Raw genomic sequence first — 13,874 nt, forward strand, 5'->3', positions numbered from 1 at the left:
ACAGCAAAAGCTTCTCCGGAACTCGATGTAGCAAATCCTATGCCTACATCCGTGTAATCCCCTATCATGTTTCCGTAGTGCCCTGGGCTATCCACCCATGACTGATGCATTGCGGGTATATCTTTGTTGCCTCTTTTGACGATGTTCTCACCGCAACGAGACCAACCAGCTGGAATCTGCTTGGAATAGTATGGATTATGCACATATGCCGCGTCGCCGGAGGCCATTCTTTGAGCATAATGTTGGGCCACTCTTGCTAAAAATTCATTGACCCTTAAGGGCTGCTTACCTGCCAGTCTTCTTGTCTCATCAAGGAGACTTTCGAATTGGCCGGCTTCATCTCTATTGAGAATTTCTTTACCCACCACCTGATGCTCGGTCCCAACTGAAGACCCGTTGGTAGAACTAGCTGCTGACGCAACCGCTCCGCCTGAACCAATGAGTGCAACAACCAGAAGGGGTGCGAGTGCATAATTAAAAACTGGACGATAATTCTTCATAAAATTACTCCCAACAATGAAATTGATTGATTGTTTATCGAACACCCCCCAAATACTATTTACACACCATGGGATACTTAAAGTATTTTCATAGCATTTTCATAGCATAGCTCATCTTGCACAGAAGTCTATGTGATATAGATCACTTAAAGTATGGGGTGTAAAAATGATCGACGAAGCTGATGGGCCTCCACCTACCTGGTGATTGCATGTTCTCGTAAAGTCCACCCTTGCGAACCAAAGCGCTCAGAGCCTAGTACGTCTTGTAGTAGTACACAGCCCGGTCGTAGAAGTCCGCCTCTACCTATCAGGTAAAAAACACGCCCCATCCAAACTCATACCCTTCAAAGAAGCCCGCCATCATGTGGCGGTTTTGTGGCGATTCAATCACTGCAGGCCGCTGCAAATCGTTGTAAATAAAGGGCTGTTTTTCGCCACAAAATCGCCACAAACATACGAAACCCCGCCAAATCAGGAACTCTAGTTCCTTGATTTGGCGGGGTTTTCCGCGTTGTCGGGATGACAGGATTTGAACCTGCGACCCCTTGACCCCCAGTCAAGTGCGCTACCAAGCTGCGCCACATCCCGCGGGCCCGGTGCTGAACCCGGAAATACTCCGAGAATCCACCGGAACCACCCGCACTACTGTACACGATTTCCGCCCGTCTTCTTGCCTCATCCGCGCCCGGTAACAACGGGAGCAACCCGGCATTTAGAGTGGGCAGATGAGCTTTCTCGATGACCTCACCGGCCAAACCGTCCTCATCACGGGTGCATCGTCCGGTATCGGATCCGCCTATGCCGAGGCCTTCGCGGCCCGGAAGGCCGACCTCGTCCTCGTTGCCCGCAGGGGCGATGCGATGCGGAAGCTGGCCGGAACCTTATCTGCACGGCACGGCATCAAAGCGGCGGTGGTGGAGCTGGACCTCACCGAACCCGATGCGGGCAAGAAGCTCCAGGCCGCGCATCCGGAGATCGACGGTCTGATCAACAATGCGGGCTTCGGCAGTTATGGCACCGTCGCCGAGCAGGACACCCAAGATCCAGAGCGCAGCCTGGACGAGATTCAGCTCAATTGCAGCACGGTGGTCGATCTCACCCAGACCTACTTGCCCGGGATGCTGCAGCGGAATCGCGGCTTCATCGTCAATATCGCCTCGGTGGCCGCCTTCCAGCCCTTGCCTCGGATGGCCGTCTACGGGGCGTCCAAAGCTTTCGTCGTCGCTTTCACCCAGGCGCTCTGGAAGGAGCTGGAGGGCACGGGAGTACGCGCCCTCGTGGTCTGCCCCGGGGCCACTGATACCGAGTTCTTCGCCCAGTCGGGCAGCTTGGACGCGTTCAGCGGGTCGAATCAGCGCAGCGTCGAGGATGTTATCCGGACGACTTTCCGCGCCCTGAAACGGCGGCGGCACACCGTTGTGGATGGCTTGGCGAACAAGGCGGGCGCGATGCTCTCCAGTCGGCTCCCCCGCCGCTGGATACTGCCGATCACCGAAAAACTTACCCGGGGAACAGCGGCGCGCTGAGCAGGCCCGAACAGCTCAGACGACTACACGCCGCAGGATTCCGGACCTCTTGAACAATATACCCCCTGGGGGTATATTTGATGGCGTTCCCGGCCCGCTGGATCGCGCCGGGCATGCCGATACCCAATCCGTCAGAGGGGCGCCGTCGTCATGAACGAGCACGCAGGCCATCACGCCATAATCTTCCGGAATCGCTTCTGGGTGAGCCTCGCGCTCTGCCTGCCGGTTCTTTTCTTCAGCCCGATGTTCGCCGCGCTCCTCGGCTACTCTCCACCGCAGTTCCCCGGCTCCGCCTGGATCGCCCCGATCCTGGGCAGCGTCGTATACTTCTACGGTGGTTCGCCTTTCCTCACCGGTGGCTGGCAGGAACTGAGAAGCCGCCGCCCCGGGATGATGCTGCTCATCGCCATGGCGATCACGGTGGCTTTTATCGCCTCCTGGGCCACCAGCCTGAGCCTCGGGCTGGATCTGGATTTCTGGTGGGAGCTGGTGCTCCTGGTGGTCATCATGCTGCTGGGGCACTGGATGGAGATGCGGGCTCTTGGCGCCGCCAGCGGAGCCCTCGATGAACTCGCGACGCTGTTACCCGATGACGCCGAACGCCTCAAGAGCACTGATGGCCTGAGCGTGCATCCGGGCAACCTGGAAACCGTGCCGATCCCGGAGCTCGCCGTGGGCGACCGCGTGCTGGTCCGCCCGGGCGGCCGAGTGCCGGCCGACGGCTCTGTACTGGAAGGCACCGCCGGTGTTGACGAGTCGATGCTAACCGGCGAGTCCCAACCCGTACGCCGCGGGCCGGGAAGCACCGTGGTGGCCGGTGCTATGGTCACCGATACCTCGCTCATCGTCGAGATAACCGCCATCGGCGAGGAAACCGCGCTCGCCGGAATCAGGCGTTTGGTCGCCGAGGCCCAGAAGTCATCATCCAGGGCGCAGGCTCTCGCGGATCGCGCCGCCGCTTTCCTGTTCTATTTCGCGGCCGGGGCGGCACTCATCACCTTCCTGGTCTGGATCTTCATCGGCAGCTCGGATGATGCGATCACCCGCACGGTGACCGTGCTGGTGATCGCCTGTCCGCACGCCCTGGGCCTGGCCATCCCGCTGGTCATCGCGATTTCGACGGAACGCGCTGCCCGAGCCGGGGTGCTGGTTCGGAACCGGATCGCCCTGGAGAAGCTGCGCACCGTGGATGTGGTGCTCTTCGATAAAACCGGGACGCTGACCCAGGGCCGGCCGGAGATCACCGAGGTCGCCACGATCCCGGGGATGGCCCGGCAGCGCCTGCTCGGCCTCGCCGCTGCAGCGGAATCCCAGAGCGAGCACCCGCTGGCCCGGGCCGTCGTCGCCGCGAGCAGCAAGGAAGAAGAAAATCCGGACGCCCCCGCCCAGCAAACTTCAGAGATCACGGCTGTGCGTTCTATGACCGGGCTCGGCGTAGCGGCGACCGTCAGCGGCCAGACCATCGAGGTCGGCGGCCCGGCCCTGCTGCGCCACCGCGACGCGGAAGAACCGACGGAAATAACCGAACAGACCTCGGCCTGGATAGCTCGAGGAGCCGCGGTGCTGTACGTGCTGGCCGATGGGCAGGTGATCGGCGCCCTGGGCGCCCAGGATGCGATCCGGGCCGAATCGGCACAAGCGGTCCGGGCCTCGAAGCAGCGGGGCATCGAGGTCGCGATGATCACCGGTGATGCCCGTCAGGTGGCCGCCGATGTTGCCGCGCAGCTGGGTATCGAGGAGGTCTTCGCCGAAGTGCTCCCGGCGGATAAGGATGAGAAGGTCGCGCTGCTACAGGCCCGCGGCAAGGCCGTGGCCATGGTCGGTGACGGCGTCAACGACTCCCCCGCCTTGGCGAGGGCCGATGTGGGTATCGCGATCGGAGCGGGTAGTGACATCGCGGTGGCGTCGGCAGGAATCGTCCTGGCCGGCGATGACCCCCGCGCGGTCCCGGCGATGATCGGCTTCTCCCGGGCCAGCTACCGGAAGATGTGGCAGAACCTGGTCTGGGCCACCGGATACAACCTGATCTCCGTCCCTTTAGCCGCCGGCGTCCTGGCCTTCGCCGGGTTCGTCCTCTCCCCTGCGGCCGGAGCCATCCTGATGTCTTTGTCGACCATCGTGGTTGCCCTCAATGCGCAGTTGCTGCGCCGAGTGACGATCGATCCGGAAAAAGTCTGAGGCCACTCTCTCAGGCTTCTGCCGGCTCTTGCCGCCATGACAGCGAGCCGTTGTAATGGACAGTGAAACCAGTCACGGGGAGATTCATCGATGAAAAATACCTTGGGCCAGCAGCTCGCCGAGCAAACCGGTTGGATCTGGGAGAACCAGCACAAACACAAGCTGGAGACCCTCACAGATGAAGAGTACTTCCGGGAGCCCGCCGCCGGCAGCTGGAGCATCCGGCCGGCCGGTAAAGGACTGCCGGATGTACCCCAGCGGGGCTCCGGCGAGTATCGGATCGATTTCCACTACCCCGATCCGCAGCCCGCGCCGCCGACGACCATCGCCTGGCTGCTGGGCCACGTCGCGGGCGATGTACTGGCCGTCCGCTCCGCCAATCACTTCGCGGGCCCCGCATATACCCGGGATGACTACCCCTTCGCGGGTTCTGCCGCCCAAGCTTTCGATGACCTCGCTGACGCCATCCGGATCTGGCAGGATGGCGTCAGCGGGTGCAGTGATAAGCAGCTGTGGGAGCCCTGCGGGCCGGCGGAAGGCCCATATTTCGGTCAGTTCCCACTACTCACTTTGGTGCTGCACATCAACCGGGAAGTGATTCATCACCTGGCCGAAGTCAGCCTGCTCCTGGACGGCTACCGGCGCCCCTCTTAACCGAGGTGCTTCTGGTAGAACGGGATGAGGTTCTCCAGTGCGGTGCCCACGGCCTTGGGCTGATCGTAGAGATCGTAGTGCGAGGTGTTATCAACCACCACGAGCTGCCGGTCAGCTGAGCTGCTGCTGCGCCCATAGAGTTCCATCCCGTCGCGGTAGGAGCCGAAGCCTCCCGGCTTCTCCCCGACAACCACCATCACCGGCTGGGTCAGTAGCGTCTCCACTCGCTGGAAGGCATCCCAGTTGAGCGCCTGGTTGTGCGTGCCGAGGTTCATCCGGACCAGGCCGTTGGGCTGCTGCCCCCGTTCCGTCCGGTAATAATCGGTCGCCTCGAGCACATCGCGATCCGTGACTCCGGCTTCCTGTGCCGCGGCCACCGACGGGGGAAGCACATCGTTGACCTGCACCTCACCGCCGCGAGCCTCCTTGGTCCGCTGTTCTGCGACGGCCTCGAGCGTCGCCAGCGGGTTGTACTGGCTAAAGCCCTCCTGCATGATCCGCCCGTAATTAGCGGGTACCACGGCGCCCAGTGCTTTGATCCGCCGCTGGATCATCGTGGCGTTCGTGGCATAGCCGCCACCGCCGCAGATGCCGAGTGCGCCGACTCGGTCGATATCGACGTAGTCGAGGGTGGCCAGGTAGTCAGCGGCATAGCTGAAGTCGGCCACCCGCCGAGCGGGATCCTCGGTCCATCGGGGCTCTCCACCGGATTCCCCCTGGAAGCTGGCGTCGAAGGCGAGCACCACGAATCCTTAGTCGGCGAGGGCCGTGCCGTAGACGTTCCCGGCGGTCTGCTCCTTGCAGCTGCCGATCGGATGGGCGCTGATGATCGCCGGGTAGCGCTTCGACTCATCGAAGCCCGGGGGCAGGATGAGGTTCGCGGCGATGTTCCAATACGGGGTCTCGATGTTGACGTTCTTGATTTCGGGCATGAGGTGTCCTTCAAGTGTTGCTAGTTAATAAATTGATCCGTGAGAAACCGAGTGTTAATAAAAAGCGGGCTTATCGCCGTCTGTTCCGGGCTTATTGATGCCGAGGTTCTCGCGGCTATGCCGATCCGGATAGGTCGCCACATCGGTGACGAAAGCTGCCACGCTTTGACGGGAAACCTCGGTTCCCTTGAACTGCTCATCTCGCTGAGTGAGCTCGTAGTCGATCTCATCGTGATCGGTGAGCCAGGCCGGGCGGATGATCGTGTAATCCAGCTCGGAGGCTTCAATGAGGTCCGCGGCAGCCCGGTAAGCCTTGAGCGGCTCACCGATCATGGCGTCGTTCCATTGCTCGAATTTCTCTGGCAGCTCGTGGTAGATGCCGAGTCAGACGATGAAGATGAGCCGGTTGACTCCTGCCGCGGGTAAGGCCTCGACGAGCAGTCGGGCCTGCTCTTCAATCTCACCTCCCAGATTGGCATAGACAACGTCCTGCCCGGCCAAGGCGGTGGCCAGGGCTTCAGCATCCAGCACGTCCCCTTCCACGACCCGGGCACCGGCGGGGGCATCGACCCTGCCAGCATGACGGGCAAACAAGGTCAGCTCAGCACCCTGCTCAGCGAGCATCGGTATGGCCTGCCGGGCTATCTGCCCGCTAGCTCCTAGAACAAGTACTTTCGACATAAAGAGGTCCTTTCGCAAAGTTTCGGGCTCAGGCGCTGAGGTTCTCAGCGAAGAACGGCTCAGCCTCGGCCACGGCTTGGTCGACATATTCCGGGACATCGTAGAAATCCATATGCGCGCCGCCCGGGATGATGACGAGCTTCTTTTCCGAACGGGCTTTGGAATACAGCTCCGTGGAATGCCACAGCGAGCCGGCTTCCGATCCAGCGACGATCAGCAACGGCTGGGTCAGCAGGTCTTCAGCGAGATGGAAAGCATCGAAGCCCATGATCCTCGGGATGCTTTCGGTCAGCAGGTAACGGTTCTGCGCGTTCGGGTGCTGCGCCCGCGACGTCAGGTAGTAGTCGTAGGCTTCGGCGAGATCCCGGGGCACGCCTTCGCCTATGGTGACCGGAACGTACTGGGCTTCAGCAATCTCGGCGCCCTGCGCGCTTTCTGCGGTGCGCTGCTGCGCTACCTGCTTCAGCTGCGGAGGGTGCCTCTGTGCCGAACCAGCCCTGCCGCCAGGCGGTACCGATGTTCAGCGCCGATACCGTCCCGAGAGCCTTGATCCGCTGATCGACCATCGTTGCCGCGGCCCCGTAGCCGCCGCCAGCGCAGATACCCCAGACCCCTATGCGTTCCGGGTCCAGGAAATCGAGTGATTGCAGGTAATCAACCGCTGCGCTGATGTCCCGGACCCGGGCTGCCGGGTCTTCCAGGAAATGCGGCTCGCCGCCGCTCTCTCCCTGGAAAGAGGCATCATAGGCCAGAGTGACATAGCCCAGTTCCGCGAACTTCTCGGCATAAAGACCCGAGGTCTGCTCCTTCACCCCGCCACCGGGGTGAATCGTGATGATCGCGGGGTACTTCTGCTCAGCACTAGCGTCGGAGTTGCCACTAGAATTTCCGTCCAAGCCTTCCGGCAGGAAGAGGTTGCCGGCAAGGTCAATGGGCCGGTTGCTGAAATTCACTGATTTCATGATGGTTGCTGCCATGATGATCGTCCCCTTATTCGTCATCTACACGGTCTGTTTTCGATTGCAGATCCGGCATCTCGCCGTCCTGATTTCTACACTAAACAAGTCGCCACAAGCCCACCAGAGGCCGTTATCGGGGGTATTGGCAGCCCCTGTTTCACCTCTGTTTCAACCCCGGCGGTCCGAATAAACTGGGGATTGTGGTTAACCGGAATGAGATCCGTGACTTCCTGATGTCACGACGGGACAGAGTGCAGCCGGAGTACGTCGGCTTGCCCCGTGGTACCCGGCGGCGGGTCGCCGGGCTGCGCCGAGAAGAAGTCGCAGCATTAGCCGGGGTCAGCGTGGACTATTACGTTCAGGTGGAACGCGGGGATTTCGCCGGGGTCTCGGATGAGATCCTGGGCGCGATCTGCCGCGCGCTCATGCTCGATGAGACCGAACAGATCTACCTTTTCGATCTTGCCCGGCAGCTCCGCCGCACCCCGGATCGCCGCCCCGGGCACCGGCGGCCGGCCCCGGGCCGGATTCCCCCGACCTTGCACCAGCTGCTCGATGCGATGACCGGCGCTCCCGCCATGATTCACAATGCTCAGCTGGATATCACGGCAGCCAATGCCTTGGGGCGGGCGCTCTACTCGGCGGCAATCAGCGATCCGACCTCGGGCAGCCCGGCCAATCTGGCCCGCTATGTGTATCTCAGCAGTGACGCGCAGCGGTTCTACGATGACTGGGAGGCCAGTGCCGACGATGTCGCCGCGATGCTCCGCGTGGAAGTCGGCCGCTCCCCCGGTGACCCGGGGCTCGCCCAGTTGATCGAGGAGCTCAACACGGAAAGCCGGCCTTTCGCCCAGCGCTGGAACGCCCACGATGTCCGTGAGCACCGCCGCGGCCTCAAAGTCCTGCACCATGCCGAGGTCGGCGAACTGCGCCTGCGCTACGAAGCCCTAGAAGTATCCGGGTACCCAAGCGTCCGGCTCTTCGGATACGCACCGGACCCGGATCACCCCGAGACGAGCACAGCGCTGAAGTTACTGGCCAGCTTGAAGGCGCGGGCCGACACGGTTCAGCACTAGCCTTCCAGCAGTAACTCCTCAGCGCTTGCGCTTACGCTTCTCCCGGACGCGCATCGACACTTCGATCGGAGTGCCTTCGAAACCGAAGGTCTCGCGCAGCCGCCGGGTGATGAAACGCCGGTAGCCCGGGTCCAGGAATCCGGTGGTGAAGAGTACGAATTTCGGCGGCCGCGATGAGGCCTGGGTGCCGAAGAGGATCCTCGGCTGCTTACCGCCGCGCAGCGGATGCGGATGCGCCGCGACCAGCTCGCCCAAGAAGGCGTTCAGCCGGCCGGTGGAGATCCGCTTATCCCAGGACTCCAAGGCCTTGTCCAGGGCCGGCACCAGCCGGTCCTTGTGCCAGCCGGTCTTCGCCGAGAGGTTGACTCGCGGCGCCCAGGAGACATGGGCGAGATCCCGATCAATCTCCTTCTCCAGGTAATAGCGGCGTTCGTCATCGAGCAGATCCCATTTATTGAAGGCCAGCACCATGGCCCGGCCGGAATCGACGGCGAGCTGCAGAATGCGGACATCCTGCTCGGAGAGCACCTCGTCCACGGACAGCAGCACCACCGCTACCTCGGCCTTATCCAGGGCGGCCTGAGTGCGCAGTGAAGCGTAGAAGTCCGCGCCCTGCGCCATATGCTGGCGGCGGCGGATGCCTGCAGTGTCCACGAAGCGCCAAGTGCGGTCGCCGAGTTCAATGAATTCGTCCACCGGATCCCGGGTGGTTCCCGCAAGATCGTCCACGACCACGCGCTGCGCTCCCGCGAGCTTGTTCAGCAACGATGACTTGCCCACATTGGGCCGGCCGATCAAGGCCACCCGGCGCGGGCCGCCGCTGCGATCCACGGTCTCCACTTCGGAGAACTCCGGCAGCGCCTCGACCGCCGCATCCAGCAGGTCCGCGACGCCGCGGCCATGAGCCGCAGAGACCGCCCGCGGCTCGCCCAGGCCCAGCCCCCAGAGTGTGGAGACATCGGAGTCCACCCGCTGGTCATCGGCTTTATTGGCCACCAGGATCACGGGTTTGGTTTTAGCCGCCTTGCGCAGCATCTTCACCATCGCCTCGTCCATCGCGGTCGCCCCGACGGTCGCGTCGACCACGAAGAGCACCGCATCGGCGTACTCCACGGCGAGTTCCGCCTGTTCGGCCACCCGCTGGTGGATGCCTTTGGCGTCGATTTCCCAGCCACCGGTGTCCACGAGGGTGAAGTTCTTACCGTTCCACTCCGCCGGGTACATCACCCTGTCCCTGGTCACACCCGGGGTGTCCTCGACGACCGCTTCGCGCCGTTTCAGAATCCGGTTGACCAGGGTGGACTTACCGACATTGGGCCGGCCCACGATGGCCAGTACCGGGTCCAGCCCGATCTCTGCCTCGGCGTCAGCCCCCGCGGCGAGACCTGCCAGCAGTGCTGCATCCTCATCGTCCAGCTCATAGTCCTCAAGGCCCGCGCGCAAGGAAGCCGCACGCTGTTCTGCCTCGGCATCGTCCATCGCCGCCAGCCGCTCGGCGACCTGGTCCTCACCCAACGGCTCATAGCCTTCGTCGAAACGCTCTTCAGTCATACGTCATCTCTCCTGCTCGGAACTTGCTCAGAATCATCGGGGCCGGCTTCGGAGGCGGAATCCTCCGGAAGGGCCTGGCCGGTTATCGCCACGGTGCGCCGGACCTGCTCGGCCAGCGCTTCGCGGATCCGGGCCGCGGCGGCGTCCATCGCCGCCCGGCCGCTCATCCCGGGTTCGCGTTCGATGCGCAACGGCGCACCGAAACTGACGTGGAAACTACGGCGCAAGGGCGGGATGGCGTCCTTATGTTCACCGGAGATCCGGGTGCCCAGAATCGCCACCGGGACCACAACGGCCCCTGAGTTGAGCGCGAGCCAAGCCACTCCACTGCTCACCGAGGCTGCACTGCCGCTGCCGCGAGTTCCCTCCGGGAGGATGCCGACGCAGTCCGCGCGGTCCAGCACGGCCTTAGCGGCCTGCAGAGCCGCCCGGTCCCCGGAGCGATCCACCGGGATCTGCCCGGAGGCGCGCAGCACCCAGCCGAGGAATCCCCGGAACATCTCGTGCCGCACCATCACGTGCATATAGCGGCTCGCGGCCCCGACCATCACCGGGCCGTCGAGGTAGCTGAGGTGGTTCGCAGCGAAGATCACCGCACCCCGCCGTGGGATGTTCTCCCGACCGTGAACAGCGGTGCGGTATAGGACGTGATCGAGGATCCTCCCCAGCGGCCGCGACCACCAGGTGCGCCAGCGCTCAGGGGCGCCCGCCGAACTCGGCTTAGTCATCCTGGCCTCCCGGCTCTTCTCCGGTTCCCCGGCCCGCCAAGGTCTGCTCGATCAAGTGGATCACGGCGGCAACGGTCTGCTGAAAATCCAGCTCCGAGGAGTCCAAGGTCAGCACCCCGTCGGCAGCACGCTGGAACTCGACCACGGTGCCGTCCCTAGCATCACGGGCCAGGACCTGCTCGGTGAGCCTGGCTAGATCCTGCTGCTCTGAGTTACCTGAGCCGCCGCTGAGCTGCGCCCCACGGCGGGCCAGCCGGGCGGCTTCTGAGGCGGTCAGCAGCAGCCGCACTTCCGCCTGCGGAGCCACCACGGTAGTGATGTCCCGGCCTTCGACCACGATGCGCTGCCGGGATTGCCGGATCACCGCCTGCTGACGCCGCACCAGTTCGGTGCGCGCACCCAGATTGGTCGCCACGGCGGAGACCCGCTCCGAGATCGAGGGGTCCCGAATCACGGCGGTGACATCGACAAGCCCCACCCGGACCCAGCTCTCCTGCGGATCAGTGGACTGCAGGAAGCCGAAGCTCTCCGCCGCGGTCTCCACGGCACCGGCGTTCTCGAGATCGATGCCTTCCTGGAGGCAGAACCATGTGAGCGCCCGGTACATCGCCCCGGTGTCCTGATACGCCAGGCCCAGCTGCCTCGCTACTTCGCGGGAGACCGAGGACTTGCCCGACCCGGAGGGGCCGTCGATGGCGATCACGAGAGAACGGCCTACCCGCAGCGGTGCGGGCCGCGTGCCCGGTACATTCTCGGGCTGCGTCTCAGCGGAATCCAGATCGGCAGAACTCATTGCAGTAACTTCCATCCGCGTAATGTCAGTGCCTCGATAAGCTGCTCCCGGACATCTGGCAGTACGGAGAGCTCCACTATGCCGACATTACGGCCGGAGGAGTGGTCTAGGCGCAGATCTTCGACGTTGATGCCGGCTTCACCAATCTCAGTGAGCAGCTGCGCGATCTGCCCCGGCTCATCATCGACCAGCACGCTGACCCAGGTATAGGCGCGCGCCGGGCCGCCGTGCTTGCCCGGGACCCGGGCCACCCCGGCGTTTCCGGCGCTGATGGTCTTGGCCATGGCCAGCCGGGAGCCGGAGGCCGCGGGCTGATCGAGGGCGGTGAGCAACTGCAGAAGATCCTCGTGCAGCTCGTGCAGCACCGCCGCGATGCGCCCGGCATTGGCATCGAGCACAGGAACCCACATGCTCGGATCGGAAGCGGCGATCCGGGTGACATCGCGCAGGCCGTTACCAGCCAAGGCGAGCGCCTGGGCGTCGGCCCCGGAGAGCCTGGCGGCAAGCAGCGAAGAGAGCACCTGAGGCACATGCGAGACGAGTGCCACGGCGGCATCGTGCTCCTCGGGCCCGAGTTTAACGGCTACCGCGCCGAGATCCGCGGCGAGGTTCAGCACGGTTTCATACGCAGCCGGGCTGCTCGCAGCGGACTGCGTCCGATGCGGGCAGAGCACCCAGGGCATCGCCTGGAACAGCTCGCCCCTGGCCGACACCGCCCCGGAGCGCTCCCGCCCGGCCATCGGATGCGAACCGAGGTAGCGGCTGAGATCCAACAGGCCGCCTTCGCGGTGCTTGGCCTCGGCCAGTTCTTGGAGCCGGCTCAGAATCGCGGATTTCACGCTGGAGACATCGGTGACCACCGCGGCCGGGAAGCGCTCCAGGGCATCGGCGATGACCTCGGCGCAGACATCCGGCGGAGCAGCGACGACGACGAGTTCCGGCCACACACCCGGATCTTCGCTGAGCGGCTGCCCGGCGCCGATATCCCGAGCGATCGCGAGTGCAGAGGGCGAAGGGTCGGAGAGCAGCACGGGAACGCCGCGGTGTCCCAGCCCCAGACCGATGCTCGTGCCCAGCAGGCCCGCACCATAGATCACGACGGGGCCGCGCAGCCGTGGGGCCTGTGTCATCATCACAGGCCTACGGAAGCCAGCAGGTGGCCAATTTCGTGGTTGCTCAGCGGGCGGATACTGCCGGCCTTCTGGCCACCGATCCGCACCGGCCCCACCTGGACCCGGACCAGGCGCTCCACCGGGTATCCGACGGCGTCGAAGAGCCTGCGGACAATGCGGTTCTTCCCGGAATGCAGTACCACCTCGACCAGCACATGCCCCGGGGTCGAATCGACGAGCTTGAAAGAGTCGACGGCGGTCACGCCGTCTTCGAGTTCGATCCCGGCGCGCATCGCCTTGCCGATACCGGGTTCCATCGGCCCCCGGGTCTGCACCAGGTACGTCTTGGGCACCTCGTAGCGGGGGTGGGTCAGCCGATTGGCCAGTTCGCCGTCGTTGGTCAGCAGCAGCAAGCCCTCGGTGTTGGCGTCGAGACGGCCGACGTGGAAAAGCCGCTCCTGCGCGTACTGGTGCTTGAGGAAGTCGCTGATGTTCTTGCGGCCCTCCGGGTCGTCCATGGTGGAGACCACCCCGCGCGGCTTGTTGAAAGCCAGGTAGATGGCGTTCTCCTTAAGCTGGAGCCGGATGCCGTCGACCGCGACAGCTGCCGTGGCGGGGTCTACCCGGGTGCCCAGCTCGGTGACGATCTCCCCGTTCACTTCGACCCTGCCGTCGAGGATCATCTCCTCGCAGACCCGGCGCGAGGCCACACCGGCCGCGGCCATGACTTTCTGCAGGCGGACGCCTTCGGCACCATCCTTGGACTTCCCGCGTGCTTCACCGCTCTGAGGCTGGGCTCGGCGCGGAGGAGCCGCCGGCGTGCCGTGGTAGGGACCGAGGTTGGCGCCGAATCTTTCATCGCTGAAAGGCTGGGGGCCGCGAGGCCGGGGAGCTGCTTTGCCTTTCGGCTTGCCCTGCTGCTGCCGGGGCTCCGGACGGCCAGGCTTCTCATTCCTAGCTGATGCCCCAGCAGGCTTACCGGCTTCACGCTCGGTGAATGCGCGATCATCGACTCCGCGCGGCGAACCCGGCTTCGCACCGCCTCGCCGGCGATTCCCCTGTCCAGTTCCCTGGCCAGCAGCGTTCTTCGGGTTGCCCGAACTCTTCGGGCCCCTCGGGCTCTTCGAGCTTTTCGACCTATCAGATCCGTGCTCAGGCTTGTTACGTGGACTCGGTGCCATGGT

14 protein-coding genes, 1 tRNA gene and 1 pseudogene are annotated in these 13,874 nt (G+C 63.8%); 4 read left to right on the forward strand and 12 right to left on the reverse strand.

The features are described 5' to 3' along the window. Nucleotides 1-545 (reverse strand): CAP domain-containing protein (locus C501_RS13870; protein WP_156807567.1); only part of this gene is annotated, 545 nt, incomplete at its 3' end. Between the two features lie 469 nt (nucleotides 546-1,014). After that, nucleotides 1,015-1,088: transfer RNA gene (locus C501_RS0102795), tRNA-Pro, on the reverse strand. Between the two features lie 137 nt (nucleotides 1,089-1,225). Between C501_RS0102795 and C501_RS0102800 the strand changes: the two genes are divergently transcribed. From C501_RS0102800 to C501_RS0102810, 3 genes are all read left to right on the forward strand, one after another. Beyond that, nucleotides 1,226-2,026 (forward strand): SDR family NAD(P)-dependent oxidoreductase, encoded by an 801-nt coding sequence (locus tag C501_RS0102800; protein WP_018134111.1) that lies wholly within the window; start codon nucleotides 1,226-1,228, stop codon nucleotides 2,024-2,026. Nucleotides 2,027-2,176: 150 nt separating this feature from the next. Continuing rightward, nucleotides 2,177-4,204: a heavy metal translocating P-type ATPase gene (locus C501_RS0102805; protein WP_018134112.1), complete on the forward strand. Its 2,028-nt coding sequence runs from the start codon at nucleotides 2,177-2,179 to the stop codon at nucleotides 4,202-4,204. 90 nt (nucleotides 4,205-4,294) lie between these two features. Beyond that, a complete protein-coding gene (locus tag C501_RS0102810) occupies nucleotides 4,295-4,858 on the forward strand; it encodes a DinB family protein (protein WP_018134113.1) in 564 nt (187 codons plus the stop codon). Here the strand turns inward: C501_RS0102810 and C501_RS0102815 are convergent. The 5 genes and pseudogenes from C501_RS0102815 to C501_RS14535 form a co-directional block, all read right to left on the reverse strand. After that, nucleotides 4,855-5,604 (reverse strand): alpha/beta hydrolase, encoded by a 750-nt coding sequence (locus C501_RS0102815; RefSeq protein WP_018134114.1) that lies wholly within the window; start codon nucleotides 5,602-5,604, stop codon nucleotides 4,855-4,857. The two genes, C501_RS0102810 and C501_RS0102815, sit on opposite strands and share 4 nt — an antisense overlap. 6 nt (nucleotides 5,605-5,610) lie before the next feature. Next, nucleotides 5,611-5,790 (reverse strand): alpha/beta hydrolase family protein, encoded by a 180-nt coding sequence (locus tag C501_RS14515; protein ID WP_018134115.1) that lies wholly within the window; start codon nucleotides 5,788-5,790, stop codon nucleotides 5,611-5,613. A gap of 54 nt (nucleotides 5,791-5,844) precedes the next feature. Further along, a pseudogene (locus C501_RS14690) lies at nucleotides 5,845-6,570 on the reverse strand (SDR family oxidoreductase). Then, nucleotides 6,500-6,844: an alpha/beta hydrolase gene (locus C501_RS14530; protein WP_211206331.1), complete on the reverse strand. Its 345-nt coding sequence runs from the start codon at nucleotides 6,842-6,844 to the stop codon at nucleotides 6,500-6,502. The pseudogene C501_RS14690 and the gene C501_RS14530 overlap by 71 nt, the downstream one beginning before the upstream one ends. A gap of 34 nt (nucleotides 6,845-6,878) precedes the next feature. Next, nucleotides 6,879-7,472 carry an alpha/beta hydrolase gene (locus tag C501_RS14535; RefSeq protein ID WP_211206332.1) on the reverse strand — a complete coding sequence of 198 codons (594 nt, stop codon included), beginning with the start codon at nucleotides 7,470-7,472 and terminating at the stop codon, nucleotides 6,879-6,881. A 158-nt stretch (nucleotides 7,473-7,630) separates the two neighbouring features. Here C501_RS14535 and C501_RS0102835 point away from each other — a divergent pair, with 158 nt between their 5' ends. Then, a complete protein-coding gene (locus C501_RS0102835) occupies nucleotides 7,631-8,506 on the forward strand; it encodes a helix-turn-helix domain-containing protein (protein WP_026174536.1) in 876 nt (291 codons plus the stop codon). A gap of 18 nt (nucleotides 8,507-8,524) precedes the next feature. On the opposite strand, the gene der is transcribed toward C501_RS0102835, so the two are convergent. From der to C501_RS0102860, 5 genes are read right to left on the reverse strand one after another with little or no spacing between them, the layout of a single operon-like run. Further along, nucleotides 8,525-10,057 carry a ribosome biogenesis GTPase Der gene (gene der / locus C501_RS0102840; RefSeq protein WP_018134119.1) on the reverse strand — a complete coding sequence of 511 codons (1,533 nt, stop codon included), beginning with the start codon at nucleotides 10,055-10,057 and terminating at the stop codon, nucleotides 8,525-8,527. After that, on the reverse strand, nucleotides 10,054-10,785 hold the full coding sequence (locus C501_RS12280; protein ID WP_018134120.1) for a lysophospholipid acyltransferase family protein: 732 nt from the start codon (nucleotides 10,783-10,785) through the stop codon (nucleotides 10,054-10,056). The genes der and C501_RS12280 overlap by 4 nt, the downstream gene beginning before the upstream one ends. Continuing rightward, nucleotides 10,778-11,578, reverse strand: coding sequence for a (d)CMP kinase (gene cmk, locus C501_RS0102850; protein ID WP_018134121.1), 801 nt, complete (start codon nucleotides 11,576-11,578; stop codon nucleotides 10,778-10,780). The genes C501_RS12280 and cmk overlap by 8 nt, the downstream gene beginning before the upstream one ends. Further along, a complete protein-coding gene (locus tag C501_RS0102855; protein ID WP_018134122.1) occupies nucleotides 11,575-12,711 on the reverse strand; it encodes a prephenate dehydrogenase in 1,137 nt (378 codons plus the stop codon). Before C501_RS0102855 ends, cmk begins: the two co-directional genes overlap by 4 nt. Next, a complete protein-coding gene (locus tag C501_RS0102860) occupies nucleotides 12,711-13,871 on the reverse strand; it encodes a pseudouridine synthase (RefSeq protein WP_018134123.1) in 1,161 nt (386 codons plus the stop codon). The genes C501_RS0102855 and C501_RS0102860 overlap by 1 nt, the downstream gene beginning before the upstream one ends. Nucleotides 13,872-13,874 lie beyond the last annotated feature (3 nt).

It is taken from the genome of Acaricomes phytoseiuli DSM 14247 (assembly GCF_000376245.1).
Classification (GTDB): Bacteria; Actinomycetota; Actinomycetes; order Actinomycetales; family Micrococcaceae; genus Renibacterium; species Renibacterium phytoseiuli.

Coding starts and splice junctions, on each gene's coding strand:
- cmk (WP_018134121.1), bottom strand. CDS start 11,578: ATGAGTTCTGCCGATCTGGATTCCGCTGAGACGCAGCCCGAGAATGTA.
- der (WP_018134119.1), bottom strand. CDS start 10,057: ATGACTGAAGAGCGTTTCGACGAAGGCTATGAGCCGTTGGGTGAGGAC.
- C501_RS0102855 (WP_018134122.1), bottom strand. CDS start 12,711: ATGATGACACAGGCCCCACGGCTGCGCGGCCCCGTCGTGATCTATGGT.
- C501_RS14535 (WP_211206332.1), bottom strand. CDS start 7,472: ATGACGAATAAGGGGACGATCATCATGGCAGCAACCATCATGAAATCA.
- C501_RS0102805 (WP_018134112.1), top strand. CDS start 2,177: ATGAACGAGCACGCAGGCCATCACGCCATAATCTTCCGGAATCGCTTC.
- C501_RS12280 (WP_018134120.1), bottom strand. CDS start 10,785: ATGACTAAGCCGAGTTCGGCGGGCGCCCCTGAGCGCTGGCGCACCTGG.
- C501_RS0102810 (WP_018134113.1), top strand. CDS start 4,295: ATGAAAAATACCTTGGGCCAGCAGCTCGCCGAGCAAACCGGTTGGATC.
- C501_RS14515 (WP_018134115.1), bottom strand. CDS start 5,790: ATGCCCGAAATCAAGAACGTCAACATCGAGACCCCGTATTGGAACATC.
- C501_RS0102860 (WP_018134123.1), bottom strand. CDS start 13,871: ATGGCACCGAGTCCACGTAACAAGCCTGAGCACGGATCTGATAGGTCG.
- C501_RS0102800 (WP_018134111.1), top strand. CDS start 1,226: ATGAGCTTTCTCGATGACCTCACCGGCCAAACCGTCCTCATCACGGGT.